This window comes from Flavobacterium ovatum (assembly GCF_040703125.1).
GTDB classification, from domain to species: Bacteria; Bacteroidota; Bacteroidia; order Flavobacteriales; family Flavobacteriaceae; genus Flavobacterium; species Flavobacterium ovatum.
Map to the genome: position 1 here is coordinate 2,190,793 of NZ_CP160035.1, position 14,623 is coordinate 2,205,415.

Sequence of the window (14,623 nt, forward strand, 5' to 3'; positions counted from 1 at the left end):
AATTCGTGACAATTCGTGCAATTTAGTGTCTGCTTTTTTTAAGATGGTTTAATTTTTTATTCTGTATTTTAGCTTTTCTAAAAACTAAAAATAATGAAAACTAATTTTTCTGTTGTCGTCCTTTTTTTGTGTTCTTTCTTTATTCAAGCACAATCAACTACTTACAATTTAATCATCGGAACTTTTAATGCTAATTGCGAGAACAAAGGTGTTTTTGTATATGAGTTTGACACGCAAACAGGTGATTTTAAATTTAGGACAGAATCTGAAAAAGTCGCTAACCCAAGTTTTGTGTCTGTTTCAAAGGATAATAAGTTTGTATATGCGGTGAATTCTGATGGGGCAAATAGTTCGGTAACGGCTTTTGGATATGATTCGAAATCTGGGAAATTAAATGTGTTAAACCAACAAAAAACAACCAGTGAAAATCCGTGTTACATTACCAATGACGACAAAAATGTCATCACAGCCAATTATACTGGTGGAAGTATTTCTGTTTTTGGAAAAAACAGTGATGGTAGTTTAACTCCCTTAAAACAATTGGAGCAACACACAGGTAAAGGTCCAAATGCCAAACGCCAAGAAAAAGCGCATGTGCACATGGTGCAGTTTTCTCCAGACAATAAATTCTTGTTGGGAACAGATTTAGGAAGTGACAAAGTCTATTCGTATGCTGTAAGTGATGACGCCGAGAAACCTTTAGAATTAAAAGTTACGAATGACATTAAAGCAGGAAGCGGTCCAAGGCATTTTACCTTTAGTAAAGACGGGAAAAAAATGTATTTGTTGCAAGAGTTGGTCGGAACTTTATCTGTCTTTGATTATAAAAAAGGAAAACTTAAATTATGCCAAGAACAAACGATTTTGGCTCCAGATTTCAAAGGGAAATTTACAGCAGCCGATATTCATATTTCACCAGATGAAAAATTCTTATACGCAACTAATAGAGGTGATGCGAATGATATAAGCTGTTTTAAAATACTTAAAAACGGTAAACTAGAGTTTGTAGAAAGAGTTTCTACTTTGGGCAATGGTCCTCGTAATTTTGCGATTGATCCTTCTGGGAATTTCTTGTTGGTAGGACATCAATATTCGAATACGGTTATAATTTTCAAAAGAGATAAATTGACTGGGAAATTGACTGATTCTGGTAAAAAGATTGAATTGTGCTCACCTGTTTGTTTGGTGTTTACCGCAATTTAAAAGTTATAAGTCAAAAGTTGAAGGTCAAGTTCAAAAATCAATTTCAATAAAAAAAACCATTAAGAAATTTAGAGCAAATGCATCTGAATTTCTTAATGGTTTTAAAGTTTTGTATAACTTAGCAACTATTAAAAGGCTATTTTTTCTTTTTCTTAGCTGCTCTAATTTTTAACATATTTCTATTTACAGAACCGTGTGTTTTCTTTTTAGTTTTTGAAGGTCCACCTAGGTTGACTTTGGTATTCTTTTTAGATTTATCGTGAAAAGCTCCATCACCGTCTGGTTTGTTCTTACGCACAAATTTGATTGCTTGGCGCTCTTTCTCAGGTTCGATTAGTTTTGATGAGATTTCAACTTCTTCGGGGAAATCCTCAATGTCGAGTTCCATATTCATCAAGACTTCGATTTCTACTTTAGATTCTTCTTCTCTAGGAGTAATAAAACTTATCGCAGTTCCTGTTTTATCTGCACGACCGGTACGACCGATACGGTGCATGTATAATTCGCCCGCATCTGGCATCTCAAAGTTGACAACATGGGTAATGTTCGAAATATCCAAACCTCTCGCCATAATATCTGTTGTAATCAATCCACGAAGATTTCCAGCTTGGAATTCGGCCATGGTAGTCAAACGATAGTTTTGAGATTTATTGGAGTGAATAACACCAAATTGTCCTTCAAAATCTTCTTCGATACGTTCAAAAACCATATCGGATATTTTCTTGTTGTTCACAAAAACTAAAACTCTGCTCATGTCTTGATTGGTAGCCAATAAATGCTTTAGTAAATTAATTTTGGTATTGAAGTTGGGAACGTTATACGAAATCTGTGTGATGTTTTCCAATGGTGTTCCGGATGCCGAAAGGGTAACTTCTTCTGGGTAGTCAAAGTAATCGTTCAAAATAGCATCTACTTCATCGGTCATGGTTGCCGAGAACAAAATGTTTTGACGTTTCTTAGGCATCATTGCCAAAATAGCGGTTAGTTGTGTTCTAAACCCTAAATTCAGCATTTCGTCAAACTCATCAATGACTAATTTTTGCATTTCTTCAAAACGGATCACATTGTCTAATGTTAAGTCCATTATTCTTCCAGGGGTTCCAACCAAAATGTCGCAACCTGTATATACAGTAGTTTTTTGAGTATTGATGTTTACTCCTCCAAAGATACCGACAGTTCTAACGGACATGTATTTTGTTAATTTTTCTACTTCATCTACCACTTGAACTACAAGCTCACGAGTAGGGACAAGGATAACAATTTTTGGAGTATGCCCAGGTGTGAATTTATACAATTTTAATAATGGCAATAAATAAGCAAAGGTTTTACCCGTTCCTGTTTGTGCAATTCCCATCATATCACGGCCGGACATGATTACTGAAAATGACTTTTCCTGAATAGGAGTTGGAGTTACAAATCCCAAATCATCAATTGCTTTTTGTACTGATTTTGGAAGATTAAATTGCTCAAAAGTGCTCATAAAACGTATATTTTGTGCAAAGATACACTAAAATAACTAGTTCGTTGATGTAGGCTGTTTCTAAAGGGGGTAAATAGGTAGAGAACCGTTTGTAAAAAGATAGGAAACACTAGTTGTTTTTTGCTATGATGGAGAGTGATGATCACGTTTGTCTTTATAGCGAAATTTACGAATTACTACATTTTGGATTAAAATGATAAGCTGTTTTTTTATTTGTGTACTTTGCTATTTACTTTCAAACCGCCAGCCTTTACTATGACTGTTGTTTTCTTAATATGTCCGTATAAACCTATTTTTGTATAATGTGATTATATTTTCTTACTGGTATTATAAACACTAGCTTTTAGATATAAATTATTACTATAAATCAACAATTAAAGAATTAGACAGTATTAGAAATCAAAAAACAAATACTACCTTTGAATGTTATTCAAGACGATGAAAAAATATATATTTTCTAAAATTATACTTCTTACTAATCCAAAAGAAATTAATGCTAAAAAATTAATGCTAGCCAATGCAAAATTGGCCTTGCAAATAGAGAAAGGTATTAAAAGAGCTAAAGAATTAGTTATTGTCGATAAAGAACTTGTTTTTCAAAATCAAGAAAAAGAAAATCGTGCAGCCGAATTGGTTATTGCCAATAAAGAGCTTGCTTTTCAAAATCAAGAAAAAGAAAATCGTGCAGCCGAATTGGTTATTGCCAATAAAGAGCTTGCTTTTCAAAATAAGGAAAAAGAAAATCGTGCGGCAGAATTAGTGATTGCGAATAAAGAGCTTGTTTTTCAAAATCAAGAAAAGGAAAACCGTGCTGCAGAATTATTGATTGCAAATGCAGAACTAGTTTTTCAAAATCAAGAAAAGGAAAATCGAGCAGCAGAATTAGTGATTGCCAATAAGGAATTGGCTTTTCAAAATCAAGAAAAGGAAAAACGGGCAGCAGAATTGTTGAGAGCCAATAAAGAGCTAGAGGCATTTACTTACATCTCAAGCCATGATTTACAGGAACCATTAAGGAAAATACAAATTTTTTCTAGTAGAATCCTATTGGATGAATTTGTGAATTTATCTACCAAAGGAAAACATTCATTTGAACGCATACAAAATTCAGCTTCTTACATGCAAGCGCTTATTGATGACTTACTGGCATATTCACGTACTACAGTGTCCCAAAAAGCATTTGAAAAAAGAGATCTTAATAAAATAGTAAATGAGGCTACGGCTGCGTTAAAAGAAGAATTGCTTCAGAAAAATGGAACAGTAGAGATAAATGCTTTTTGTGAAGCCAACGTAATTCCTTTCCAGTTTCGCCAGTTATTACAAAGCCTTATTAGCAATTCGATTAAGTTTTGTAAAGCTGAAAAGTCCCCACATATAATTATTGAAAGTAATTTCATTTCACAAAAAGAGGCGCTCTCTTGTGGTTTACCTTTAGAAATGGATTATTGCCACATTAGTGTGAGCGATAATGGTATTGGGTTTGATCCAATTTATAAAGATAAAATTTTTGAAATTTTTCAACGTCTTGGTACTAAGGAAGCTTATAAAGGAACAGGAATTGGACTTACAATCGTGAAAAAAATTGTGGAAAACCACAATGGCGTTATCACTGCCATAGGTGAATTAGATAAAGGAACGGTTTTTAATATTTATATACCTAACCAACAATAGCAGTAAATGTGATTTCTAGTTGTCTTTTTTAATCTAAAATAGTACTAAGGATCACAAAATTGCGTGAGGGATAGTCCCGAATTTTCGGGAGGAAACCCTTTTTTGGGACTTTTTTTGTCCCAAAAAAGATTGCAATGTATAGCCCGACCCGCTTTTTTTGGCGGGGAACGCCCAAAAAATTATTTAAATCTCAAATCCCAAGAAACGGTAAAAGAGTAAATCCAGAAATAACTTCCTGGATCAAAACTGATTTCTTGATGGGTGATGTCAAACTGTGCGCCCCAAGCATTTCGGTTTTTGTTGGTAGTAAAATAATAGCCTAGATTGAATCGTTGTGACTGTAGGTTTACAATGGTGTTTTCGTTATTATCTACTTTGAATTGGTAAATCTCTGGGGAGAATCCCATGCTGACAGTTGTGGACCAATAATTGTCTGCATTGGAACGGTAACGACGGTAATTTAGAGTTCCGGAAGTACTTAATCCTCCATCACCAGGCGTTAAATAAGGGCGCACTGACCAGTAATTATTTCCAGTGTACCAACCGAGGGAACCCGTATAAATGTTGGTTGTGGTTGTGTATTGCAAGCTTCTAAACCCTAAAGAAAGCTCTAGACTATGTGGTAAGGATTTGTACAATTCGGCACCATAGCGTATGTCAGGAAACAAGAAAGAATCAGACACTCCAAAATTCATATAGGCGTACAATCCTTTGATGATCCTAGGGTATAAATCGACTTCAAATTGGGTTCCGTTTTCATTGAAACGTCTGTTGAAATTTACTTTGGCTATGACGCTTCCGTATTTGGTCAATCGACTTAATTTTAAGGTATGGTATTGCATGGGGTCAAAAACATCCGAATAAATGTCTACCGAAGATCTAAGACCGACGGTATTTTTTCGTAACGTTTGATTGAGACTTGCTTTGTATTCCTGAGCTTTGGTGTCGTTCGGATTTTTTTCTAGAATTGCTTCAACAATTTCTAGGGCTTCGATTTGTTTGGTAGTATTTTCTAGTGCGCTGGCTTTTAATAATAAAATTTCGGCGTCGTCTGGGGAAACTTTTAAGGCGTTGTCAGCCATTGTAATCGCATCGTAATAGGAATTACTCCAAGATTCGTTTTTGATGGCTGCTACCCAGTTTTCGTGACTTTTTGCATCGTTTTTAATGACATAAGCAAATTCTTTTCGGGCTTTTTTATAATTACCATCCCACGCATAGGTAGTAGCTAAAAAAGTGCGGATATCGCTATAATTAGGATACTTAGTCAAAATATTTACGAGTGTATCCTGTGCTTGCTTGCGCTGGTCATTGAACGCCAATTTTCTAGCAGTTTCAAATGAGGTATCTGGATTTCCGTTATAAGGCTTCTTTTGTGCTTGCATTTGCAAGACAACAGCAAAAACCAATAATAGAGGAAGTTTTGTTATTTTTTTTAAAATCATTTTAGAACGTTTTTTTTATTTTGATGAATTCTTTGTTCCCAGGATGTTTTTTAATCACACTGTCAATAGTGGAATTGGCCATGGCAAGATTATTCAATCTTTTATAAGCTAGTGCTAATTTTGCTCCCAGTTCAGGGTTTTCGACTTTATTTTTTAAACCTTGTTTAGCTATTGAAATACCTTTTGTGTCCTCATTAGACCACCAATACATGTCCATTAAAGCCAGATAACTATCATTATAATATGGGGTTCTTTTAATAACTTCTAAAAGTTCTTTTTCGGCTTTAGGGTATTGTTTGTCCCAGGCCAATGTGCGTCCTTTTAGAGTTCTTACATCAGCATAATTAGGGAATTCATTCAAGATGTAATTGCATAATAATCGGGCTTTGTCTCTTTCTTTATTGAAAGCAAAATCTCTAGCAAGAAAGAACGTTTGATCATACGTTAATCCTTTGGTTAATTGTTTAATAGTTGCTAAATCCTCCTTTGAAAATTGAAAAGCGGGTTTGGTGTAAATATTGATTGAATTGGGAATTATTTTGTTTTTTTGTGTCAAATACGCATTGAGTTTTTTGGCTTCCTTCAAGCTGTCTTTAATGGTTTTTAGCATTTCGCTATCGTTCACTTTGGTGATTTCAAAATCTTCATCAATTTGGAATAAATTTCCGTCTGAATAGAGATAGTCTTTGTAAATCATTTCGTTGATGCTTCCTTTATTTTGCATAATAGGAATTTTGTGAATGTTGCGAAACTTTTGAACCGTATCCAAACCTGTACTCATCCATGCTGTTTGTTCCATTTTATTCATTTTATAATTGTTCATTAAAAATGAAATTAAACTTGGTGTAATATCCCAATGAGAAGAAACTGATTTAAACGTTTGTGGTTTTTTCAACAAAGGACTGTATAGGTACAATGGGACATGAAAACGGCATAACTTGTCTTTTTGAGCAATTGGAATCAAGCGGTGGTCACCCGTGATAACGAAAATGGTGTTTTTATATTCAGGTCTTTTGGCATAATCATTCATGAATTTTTTAATTGAATGATCAGTATATAACAAACACGCAAAAATATCTTTATAGGTTTCCACTTCTGATTTGGATACTTGTAATGTTTTATTGGTATTGAGGATGCTATCCACTTTTTTAAGATATTCCTTTTTGGCAGGGAAATCAAAAGGTTCGTGATTGGTCAAGGTCATAATAATGTCCAATCGTGGTGATTTTTTTTCGTCCAATTCAGAAAGCATTTTTTTGAAAATTTCTTCATCAGGATACCCCCAAGTAAAGCCCCCTGAATTGGCTTTGGTTTTTTCGTAACCAGGACCAAATTTATTAATATCAATAACATTGTCGATGCCGTTGTATTCAAGAAAATTGATTTTTCGGTCAAAGCTAGATTCATCACCACAATAAAAAGAAGTGTTGTACTCATTGGCTTTTAAAATACTTACTAAAGAAATATTAGAGGGCAATGGATTCATTTCTAAAAAACCTTTCTCTCCATAAGGTAAAGAACCTAAGATAGATGGCAAAGCACCAAATGTACGGCCAGCATTACTCACGAAATTTTCCCAATAAAGTGATTTTGGAACCAAAGAGTCTAAGTAAGGAGTAAAACCTCTGTAAGCATTTTTACCAATAAATTCGGTTCCTAAACCTTCTACGATAATCATAACGATATTAGGTTTTTCTTCATTGATTTGAAAAAAAGGGGATAATACATCGGGAGTAGCATCAAAGGGTTGTACTAATGGATATTCTTTTTTGTAAAATAATTTATCTGCGTCAAACTCATTTTTATCTGTTTGATACCTGATAATGTCAGACGTGAAAAAAGCAAGTTTATTTTGATTTTTTGAATCAGAAAAATCAGAAATAAAAATTTTTAAACCTAACGTCAGTAGTACTAAACTACCCAAAGCTATGTAAGCCGTTTTGGTTAAAACGTATTTTGAAGTGTATTTATTAATTACCAGATATAGCAATGGAAACAGAATAAATGGAACAAAATAAAGTATGGATAGCGATTCAGATGCAGTTACCGTTGTGAACATATCATCAATAGAATAGCCTAAAAAGTCAGCTCCAAGATTAACAAGTGTAGTCAAATGATATTTAGTCAATGCAAATTGTCCAATAATAATCAAACCAAATATCACTTTGATACTAACAATGTCCCAAGGTTTTTTTATATACCCTAATAGTAGGAACAAAGGGTAAATTAAGGCACTGATGATTAAAACTGTCCAGAAATCATTGAGCAATTTAAAAGAAAAAGCTGTAATAATATTTGAAAGTTCGATTCCGTTAGCCATTTTTGAAAAAATTTCAAAAAGACTAATGAGCCAGAAGGTAAGAATTAATGAAAGGCTTAAGTATAGATAAGATGAACTAGTTCTTAGTTGTTCCTTTATTTTCATGCTTTTAAAATTATATTTTTTGCCAATTTAGTTATTTGTCATTCCTTTTCTGGTCATTTCACCCCATTTTATTTTTTTGTTAAAATAATAATCAAAGTTTCCTTTGATAGCGGCGTATAAAACAAAAGGATGATTGATAAAAGGTTCTAAGAAAGCCGTTTTAACTAGTTGGTAACCAATTCCTTTTTTTTTATATTGATGATAGGTGTGCTCTTCGGTTATGATGGTCACAATTGAGAAAAAAACAGTAAATAAATAGGCAACAATAATAAAAGCAATAGCATAATCCCATTTTACACTTTGCATTGCAATAAGAAACAGAAAATAAAACAGTCCAATTACTTCGATAATAGGTGCAATCCTTTCAAAAATTAACCAATAGGGATAACTAATCGTTCCTAATGAATTGTAATCAGAGTTAAATCCTATTTTTTTGTGTTTCTTCAAGGTTTCAATCGTTCCACGAGTCCATCTATTTCTTTGAGAAATAAAAATTTTATAAGTATCGGGAGCTTCGGTCCAACAAAGAGGATCGGGGATATAGGCTACTTTATATTTTATTTTTTGTTCCTCCATACGTCGTCTCATTCTGACGATAATTTCCATATCTTCTCCAACAGTATTGGTGTCATAACCTCCAACATCAATAGCTGTTTTCTTGTCAAACATTCCAAAAGCGCCTGAAATTACTAGTAAACCATTCAATTTACTCCAAGCCATTCTTCCTAATAAAAAGGCTCTTAGGTATTCTAATATCTGACCTCTTACCAAGTCATTTTTCGGCATATTTACATCAAGAAGTTTTCCGTCTTTTATTACACAAGAATTAGCAATTCTAATTACTCCACCTGCTGCAATAACCTTGTGGTCAGTAGACTCTAGAAATGGTTTTATCATTTTTTGTAAAGCATCCTCCATTAGTAAACAATCGACATCAATACAAGCTACATATTTATTTGTACTGATATTTAGACCTGTATTTAATGCATCTGCTTTTCCTCCATTTTCTTTATCAACAACGATTAATTTTTCAAAAGCAGGATTGGTTGACTTGAAAATCCCTTCGCGTAAAGGTTTTGTTGGTATTTGTTCATTGATTAAATAATCTACTTTGACTAGATCGTAGGCTTTTATTAATTTTTCAAGACTATCATCTTTACTTCCGTCATTTACAATAATGACATCATAATTCACATAGTGACTTGACAACAGGGATCTAACATTTTCAACAACGTTTAAGGTTTCGTTATAGGCTGGTGCTATGATTGAAATAGAAGGTGAAATAGATGATGACAAAATTTCTTTGTAATTTACAAAGCTGTTTTTTTTCATATAATTAACCGTTTCAAAACCTGAAATTATAGCTAATATGATATAGGATAGTATGGCTGAAAAAGCAAAACCATAAAAAATTAATTCTAAAATGGTAGTTATTATATCAGGTATATTTGTAATCATAACTAACTGGCTTTAATTAGACTTGTATCTTCTAAGTTTTCTTTGATAACTCTATCCATATTAATGGTATTAGCATCATTAATATCTATTATTTTAATAATATTTTTGGCAGCATTTCTAATCTCAAAATTTTCATGAGTAGTATATTGCATTATAAATGATTCGTCAACTGTAATAAGGATTCCTTCATCTATGGTAAAGAAAGCTATTTGTTCTTCAATAGTTCTTTCTTCAATTTGGTCTTTCAACAATTCAATTGCCTCAAAAATTCCTAAATGAGCAACAATTTCAATAGTTTGAATTCTTATTTCTTGATTAGGATGATTTAATAATTTTAAAATTTCATCTTTGGCCTCAAACTGATTGTAAATTTTAGCCAATTTTAAAGCAAAAGAAATAACAGAGTGATTTGAGGATTGTAACCAGTGTGTAATGTCTGGAAGCTTGTGATTCTCGGTTTTTTGAAGGATTTCTAATAATTGAATTTGATCCCACTCAGAGAGTTGCGTTTTTAAAACATTTAAAAACTCCAGTCCATCAAATGAAAATAATTTAACGAGATAAAATTGGATCTCTCTACGAACTTCTTTTTTAGGATGATTGATGTGTGCAATTATTTCATCATGAACTTCTTTAATTTCAAATTGTGTTAACTCTTTTATCGCTCTTGCAATTACATCCCATTTTTTTTCTTTTAATTTAGAAGAAGCTTGGTTAATAAATCCAGTCTTATAATATAATTGTTGAATAGCCTCAGCTGTTTCCCCTGAAATTTCATTTCTTAATTTCAATAAAGTGTTGATGATTATCTTTCTTTTCAGACCGCTTGCAGCACATTTTTTTAAATAGTTTATGATTTTTTGCTGTTCATTACTGATTTCTTCCTCCTCATTTCCAGCATATAAATATTCAATAAGATCAGATTCGTATTTTTTTCTGTAGGTAGCTTGAATTCGTTCCTTACTTCTCAATCGAGCTCTTAAATATTTTAAATAAGATACTAATAGTATGATTGTTAAAAAGAAACCAGCACTCAAAATCCATGACAATTGGATAATTGTAGGAGCATGTTTGATGTATTCAATAAAATTTTGAGATAAGTTTACCATAAATAATAGAATTTAAAGATTAACGAAGCAATCTTTTGGTTCTGATAATTAGTTCGTTGGGACTGAACGGCTTGCTCATGAAATCGGTTGCACCTAAATTAAAGGCATTCAAAACCATCTCTTCTTGACCAGCAGAGGAGAAAACAACAATTGGCGTTAGTAATGCCAGCTTGTTCCTTACATGACTTATTACTTCTAGACCGCTTACAAAAGGCATCATGATATCCGTTAGAATCATATCAGGGTTATGCTCTTCAATTAGGTTAATAGCCTCTTTACCATTACCTGCAATTAAAAGATGATAACCTTCCTTTTCTAATTTGAATTTTAGCAATAATGAAAGAATCGAGTTGTCTTCAGCTAAAACAATTTTTTTTGAGATATTCATTATAGGTTAAGTTATTAAGTTAAGATTTGGAATGTTTGGGCATATCAAATATACTACAATATTTTTGTTTTAATCGATAAAACGTATAAAAACACCGATTAAGTACATCTATTATGCGTTATTGGGTATAAATACTACAGTTTTGTTCTTGAAATAAAATTATAGATTTACTAAGAAACCTCAATGGATTAATAAAAATTAAATTTCGAGGTTTTTTAAAGAATATCCTTAATAAAAACAGTAAGTTTAGAAAAGAGAAGAAGAATAAGGTTAAAATCCTTCAAATACTCCTAGTCCAAATAGGGCAAAATCATATTTGGAAGGATCAATAGGATCTAATTCTCGAAGTTGTGAATCGAGTTCCTTTAGTGCCTTGGCGTCATTTTGTTTTCGGGTTAGTAAGCCTAGTTTTCTAGCAACATTACCAGAATGTACATCTAGAGGACATGAAAGTGCTGCCATTGAGATGGTTTTCCAGATGCCTAAATCCACTCCCTTATTGTCTTGACGACACATCCAGCGTAGGTACATATTGATTCGTTTTGCCGCCGAACCGTTCAAAGGGTCTGAAATGTGTTTTTGAGTTCTGCTTAAATGTGGGATTTCAAAGAAAGTTTTTTTGAATTCAGATATGCTTTTTTGCATCGAATGCGGTTCTTGGTTTCTAGCAAAAACGGCTTCTAGTCCATTATGATTACTGTAGATATTTCGAAGACTTTGAATGAAAAAAGAAAAATCATAACTATTGAAAGTTCTGTGAACAAAAGATTCTAATCGTTCCAAGTCATCTTCGGTATGTGACATCACAAAATCATAAGGAGTATTTCCCATCATATCCATCATGCGATGACTATTCTTAATAATCATGGTGCGATTACCCCAAGCAATTGTTGCACTCAAAAAGCCAGCAATTTCAATGTCCTCTTTCTGGGTAAATATATGCGGAATTTGTACAGGATCAGTTTCAATAAAATCTAGGGTATTGTATTGAATAACTTTTTCGTCTAGGAAGTCTTTGAGTTCAGTTTTATTCATTTATAGTGATTTAGCGTAAAAGCCATCTTTTAAATTTATTGTTCTCATTTGAGGTGCTATTTTGTAATATTTTTCAAAATACTCTATTTGGTTTTGACTAACACAAGGTATTCTCCCATCTCCTGTTTCCCAAAAAAAAGAATTGTTTACGGGGGAGTTGAACTCTAAATTACCGTTTTTAATAGTCTTATATTTAATGTCAAACTTAGAGTTTTTATGAGGATGAAAAATTTCATCGATATTAAAAATACTATTATTTGTCAAATTTGTATTTTTTGTTAAAACACTTAAATTAATCGGTATAAATAGAGTTATAGCGACAATTAATACTGACAAGTAAAGAGTGGTGATGATTTTTTTTTCATTATTTAAAATCAAAGAGATAATCATCAATAAAAATAATAATACGAAATTCATGAAAAACCGATATTGTGGTGAGGACAATAGTAACAATGTGACATGAAATAAAAACACAGTATACAAACTCCAAAAATATTTTTTATTAAAAAACAGTTTTATAAAAAAGGGCATAATAATGATTAAAACTATGATTAATTTATTTATTATACCATCTAAAAAAGGCCTGCAAAGCCAGATTTTGAAAATTCCGAATGGACTCATTTGTTCAAATTGAATCTTGGTTATGGCGAAAGAATCTCTTCTGTTTTCGTCATAATAAAAATGAGCAATTGACTCTGGGATTTGAAAATCAAAAGAAAATGGGTTTGTAGTAATTGGAAATAAAGGGTAGCCGCTAATCAAGGTATTCTTTGTCAGAAAAAGCAATACTACTAGAGAGCCGATGATGATTGATGTTGTTATTTTTAGTGTGCGATGTTTGAAAAACAGAAATAATAAAATTAAAGTTATCGCAATGAAGGTTACTTTTATATAAACAATAAAGAAGACAAATATTGCTATCAGATTAAATGTTTCTATAGAAATGTTGTTGTAGTCTTTTATAAATAAATAAAAAATTATAAAAGACAAAATGTAAACTGGTAAATCCGTTGAAGGACTGCTAATAAATGGGAATAAAAAAACATTAGACAAAGGTAATAAACCTATAATTAGGGCATTTTTTTCTTTGGTTTTAAAAAACGAATTGAGATGAGAAATGGCAAAAATATTCCCTAACAGAAGGCAAAATCCGCTTAAGTCATTGAAGTTTTTATAAATAAAAGAAAAATTGTAAGCACTTTGTGTAATGTGCCAACCACTAGTTTGTGCTAATGAAAGATGTAAGTTAGCCAAGCCTTTTACAAACCCATAATTATTGATCCATTTGATGGTTTGGATGTAGTAAGATTCGTTGTCTATGATATACGGTACAGCAGCGCATTGTGCTAAAATTAAAAAGGATATGATTGTTAGTATTATTTTTAAAGAACGACTAAGTGATTTTAATTGTCTAAAAAATAATTTGTAAATAACAAGAACTTCACTTTTTAATTTTAAAAATAAAATGCCATTGAGGACTAGTAAAAACAAGTGAAATTCAATATTTATTCTTCCAAAAATAGCCCAAAAACTAGCTAAAATTGTAGTTGTAAATAATCCTAGTAGTGAACAAATAACAAAATTTGTATTTTTCAGTTGAGTTACTTTATTTAATAGCACACCAAGATTTATGGTGGAAAATATAATATAAATCCAACTAATTAGGATCAGAATCATTTTAGTTAATTATTTGACCATCCATCATCACTAACTTTCTATCAGCCATATTAGCCAGTTCTTCATTATGAGTAACGATGACAAAAGTTTGTCCAAATTCATCTCTTAGCTTGAAAAATAATTGGTGTAAATTTTCTGCTGAAACAGTATCGAGATTCCCTGAAGGTTCATCTGCAAAAATAATGGCAGGTTTATTAATCAAAGCTCTCGCTACTGCTACACGTTGCTGCTCTCCACCCGATAGTTCGTTAGGTTTGTGATTGATTCGGTGCGAAAGACCTAGGTATTCCAATAGTCTTTTCGCTTCCGTTTCCGTTTCTTTTTTTGACTTGTTTGCAATAAAGGCTGGGATACATACATTTTCCAAAGCGGTAAACTCAGGTAGCAACTGATGAAACTGAAATATAAAACCCAAATTCAAGTTACGGAATTGAGATAATTTTTTATCGTTAAGAGTTAAAATGTCGTCACCGTTGATTTTTAGCTCGATATTACTATCTTTTTCGGGTTTATCCAAAGTGCCTAATATTTGCAACAGTGTTGTTTTTCCAGCTCCTGAAGCGCCTACAATGGAAACTATTTCACCTTTTTGTATGTGCAAATCTACTCCTTTGAGAACATGAAGTTGATCGTAATATTTATGTAGATTTTTTGCTTGAATCATTTGAACCAATTTTAGCAAAGAAACAAAGATTTTGCTCAAATTCATATTCTTTTGCTATTAAGAAAGAT

The 14,623-nt window shown here is 32.3% G+C and carries 11 protein-coding genes; 2 read left to right on the top strand and 9 right to left on the bottom strand.

Annotated features, from left to right (window positions below):
* Window positions 1-93 precede the first annotated feature (93 nt).
* Entirely contained in the window at window positions 94-1,203 is a 1,110-nt protein-coding gene (locus ABZP37_RS09385) for a lactonase family protein (protein WP_366182452.1), read from the top strand.
* A gap of 136 nt (window positions 1,204-1,339) precedes the next feature.
* Here ABZP37_RS09385 and ABZP37_RS09390 read toward each other — a convergent pair whose 3' ends face one another.
* The gene (locus ABZP37_RS09390; protein WP_366182454.1) at window positions 1,340-2,683 is read right to left on the bottom strand and encodes a DEAD/DEAH box helicase; all 1,344 of its coding nucleotides are present in this window, start codon (window positions 2,681-2,683) and stop codon (window positions 1,340-1,342) included.
* A gap of 438 nt (window positions 2,684-3,121) precedes the next feature.
* On the opposite strand from ABZP37_RS09390, the gene ABZP37_RS09395 reads away from it, so the two are divergent.
* The gene (locus ABZP37_RS09395; protein ID WP_366182456.1) at window positions 3,122-4,354 is read left to right on the top strand and encodes an ATP-binding protein; all 1,233 of its coding nucleotides are present in this window, start codon (window positions 3,122-3,124) and stop codon (window positions 4,352-4,354) included.
* Between the two features lie 179 nt (window positions 4,355-4,533).
* Here the strand turns inward: ABZP37_RS09395 and ABZP37_RS09400 are convergent, their stop codons facing one another.
* The 8 genes from ABZP37_RS09400 to ABZP37_RS09435 form a co-directional block, all read right to left on the bottom strand.
* Window positions 4,534-5,799 (bottom strand): YaiO family outer membrane beta-barrel protein, encoded by a 1,266-nt coding sequence (locus ABZP37_RS09400; RefSeq protein ID WP_366182458.1) that lies wholly within the window; start codon window positions 5,797-5,799, stop codon window positions 4,534-4,536.
* 1 nt (window position 5,800) lies between these two features.
* Entirely contained in the window at window positions 5,801-8,224 is a 2,424-nt protein-coding gene (locus ABZP37_RS09405; protein WP_366182460.1) for a sulfatase-like hydrolase/transferase, read from the bottom strand.
* Between the two features lie 27 nt (window positions 8,225-8,251).
* Window positions 8,252-9,682 carry a glycosyltransferase gene (locus ABZP37_RS09410; RefSeq protein WP_366182462.1) on the bottom strand — a complete coding sequence of 477 codons (1,431 nt, stop codon included), beginning with the start codon at window positions 9,680-9,682 and terminating at the stop codon, window positions 8,252-8,254.
* A 2-nt stretch (window positions 9,683-9,684) separates the two neighbouring features.
* Window positions 9,685-10,791 (bottom strand): hypothetical protein, encoded by a 1,107-nt coding sequence (locus tag ABZP37_RS09415; RefSeq protein ID WP_366182464.1) that lies wholly within the window; start codon window positions 10,789-10,791, stop codon window positions 9,685-9,687.
* Between the two features lie 19 nt (window positions 10,792-10,810).
* Window positions 10,811-11,179, bottom strand: coding sequence for a response regulator transcription factor (locus tag ABZP37_RS09420; protein ID WP_366182465.1), 369 nt, complete (start codon window positions 11,177-11,179; stop codon window positions 10,811-10,813).
* Window positions 11,180-11,449: 270 nt separating this feature from the next.
* Window positions 11,450-12,214, bottom strand: a complete 765-nt coding sequence (locus ABZP37_RS09425; RefSeq protein ID WP_366182467.1) for a TIGR02757 family protein — start codon at window positions 12,212-12,214, stop codon at window positions 11,450-11,452.
* Entirely contained in the window at window positions 12,215-13,891 is a 1,677-nt protein-coding gene (locus ABZP37_RS09430) for a hypothetical protein (RefSeq protein ID WP_366182469.1), read from the bottom strand. It abuts the gene before it with no gap.
* Window position 13,892: 1 nt separating this feature from the next.
* Entirely contained in the window at window positions 13,893-14,555 is a 663-nt protein-coding gene (locus ABZP37_RS09435) for an ABC transporter ATP-binding protein (RefSeq protein WP_366182471.1), read from the bottom strand.
* Window positions 14,556-14,623 lie beyond the last annotated feature (68 nt).

What these genes read in the sequence shown, in the direction of transcription:
- ABZP37_RS09385 (WP_366182452.1), top strand. Translation starts at nt 94, where the DNA reads ATGAAAACTAATTTTTCTGTTGTCGTCCTTTTTTTGTGTTCTTTCTTT.
- ABZP37_RS09390 (WP_366182454.1), bottom strand. Translation starts at nt 2,683, where the DNA reads ATGAGCACTTTTGAGCAATTTAATCTTCCAAAATCAGTACAAAAAGCA.
- ABZP37_RS09395 (WP_366182456.1), top strand. Translation starts at nt 3,122, where the DNA reads ATGAAAAAATATATATTTTCTAAAATTATACTTCTTACTAATCCAAAA.
- ABZP37_RS09400 (WP_366182458.1), bottom strand. Translation starts at nt 5,799, where the DNA reads ATGATTTTAAAAAAAATAACAAAACTTCCTCTATTATTGGTTTTTGCT.
- ABZP37_RS09405 (WP_366182460.1), bottom strand. Translation starts at nt 8,224, where the DNA reads ATGAAAATAAAGGAACAACTAAGAACTAGTTCATCTTATCTATACTTA.
- ABZP37_RS09410 (WP_366182462.1), bottom strand. Translation starts at nt 9,682, where the DNA reads ATGATTACAAATATACCTGATATAATAACTACCATTTTAGAATTAATT.
- ABZP37_RS09415 (WP_366182464.1), bottom strand. Translation starts at nt 10,791, where the DNA reads ATGGTAAACTTATCTCAAAATTTTATTGAATACATCAAACATGCTCCT.
- ABZP37_RS09420 (WP_366182465.1), bottom strand. Translation starts at nt 11,179, where the DNA reads ATGAATATCTCAAAAAAAATTGTTTTAGCTGAAGACAACTCGATTCTT.
- ABZP37_RS09425 (WP_366182467.1), bottom strand. Translation starts at nt 12,214, where the DNA reads ATGAATAAAACTGAACTCAAAGACTTCCTAGACGAAAAAGTTATTCAA.
- ABZP37_RS09430 (WP_366182469.1), bottom strand. Translation starts at nt 13,891, where the DNA reads ATGATTCTGATCCTAATTAGTTGGATTTATATTATATTTTCCACCATA.
- ABZP37_RS09435 (WP_366182471.1), bottom strand. Translation starts at nt 14,555, where the DNA reads ATGATTCAAGCAAAAAATCTACATAAATATTACGATCAACTTCATGTT.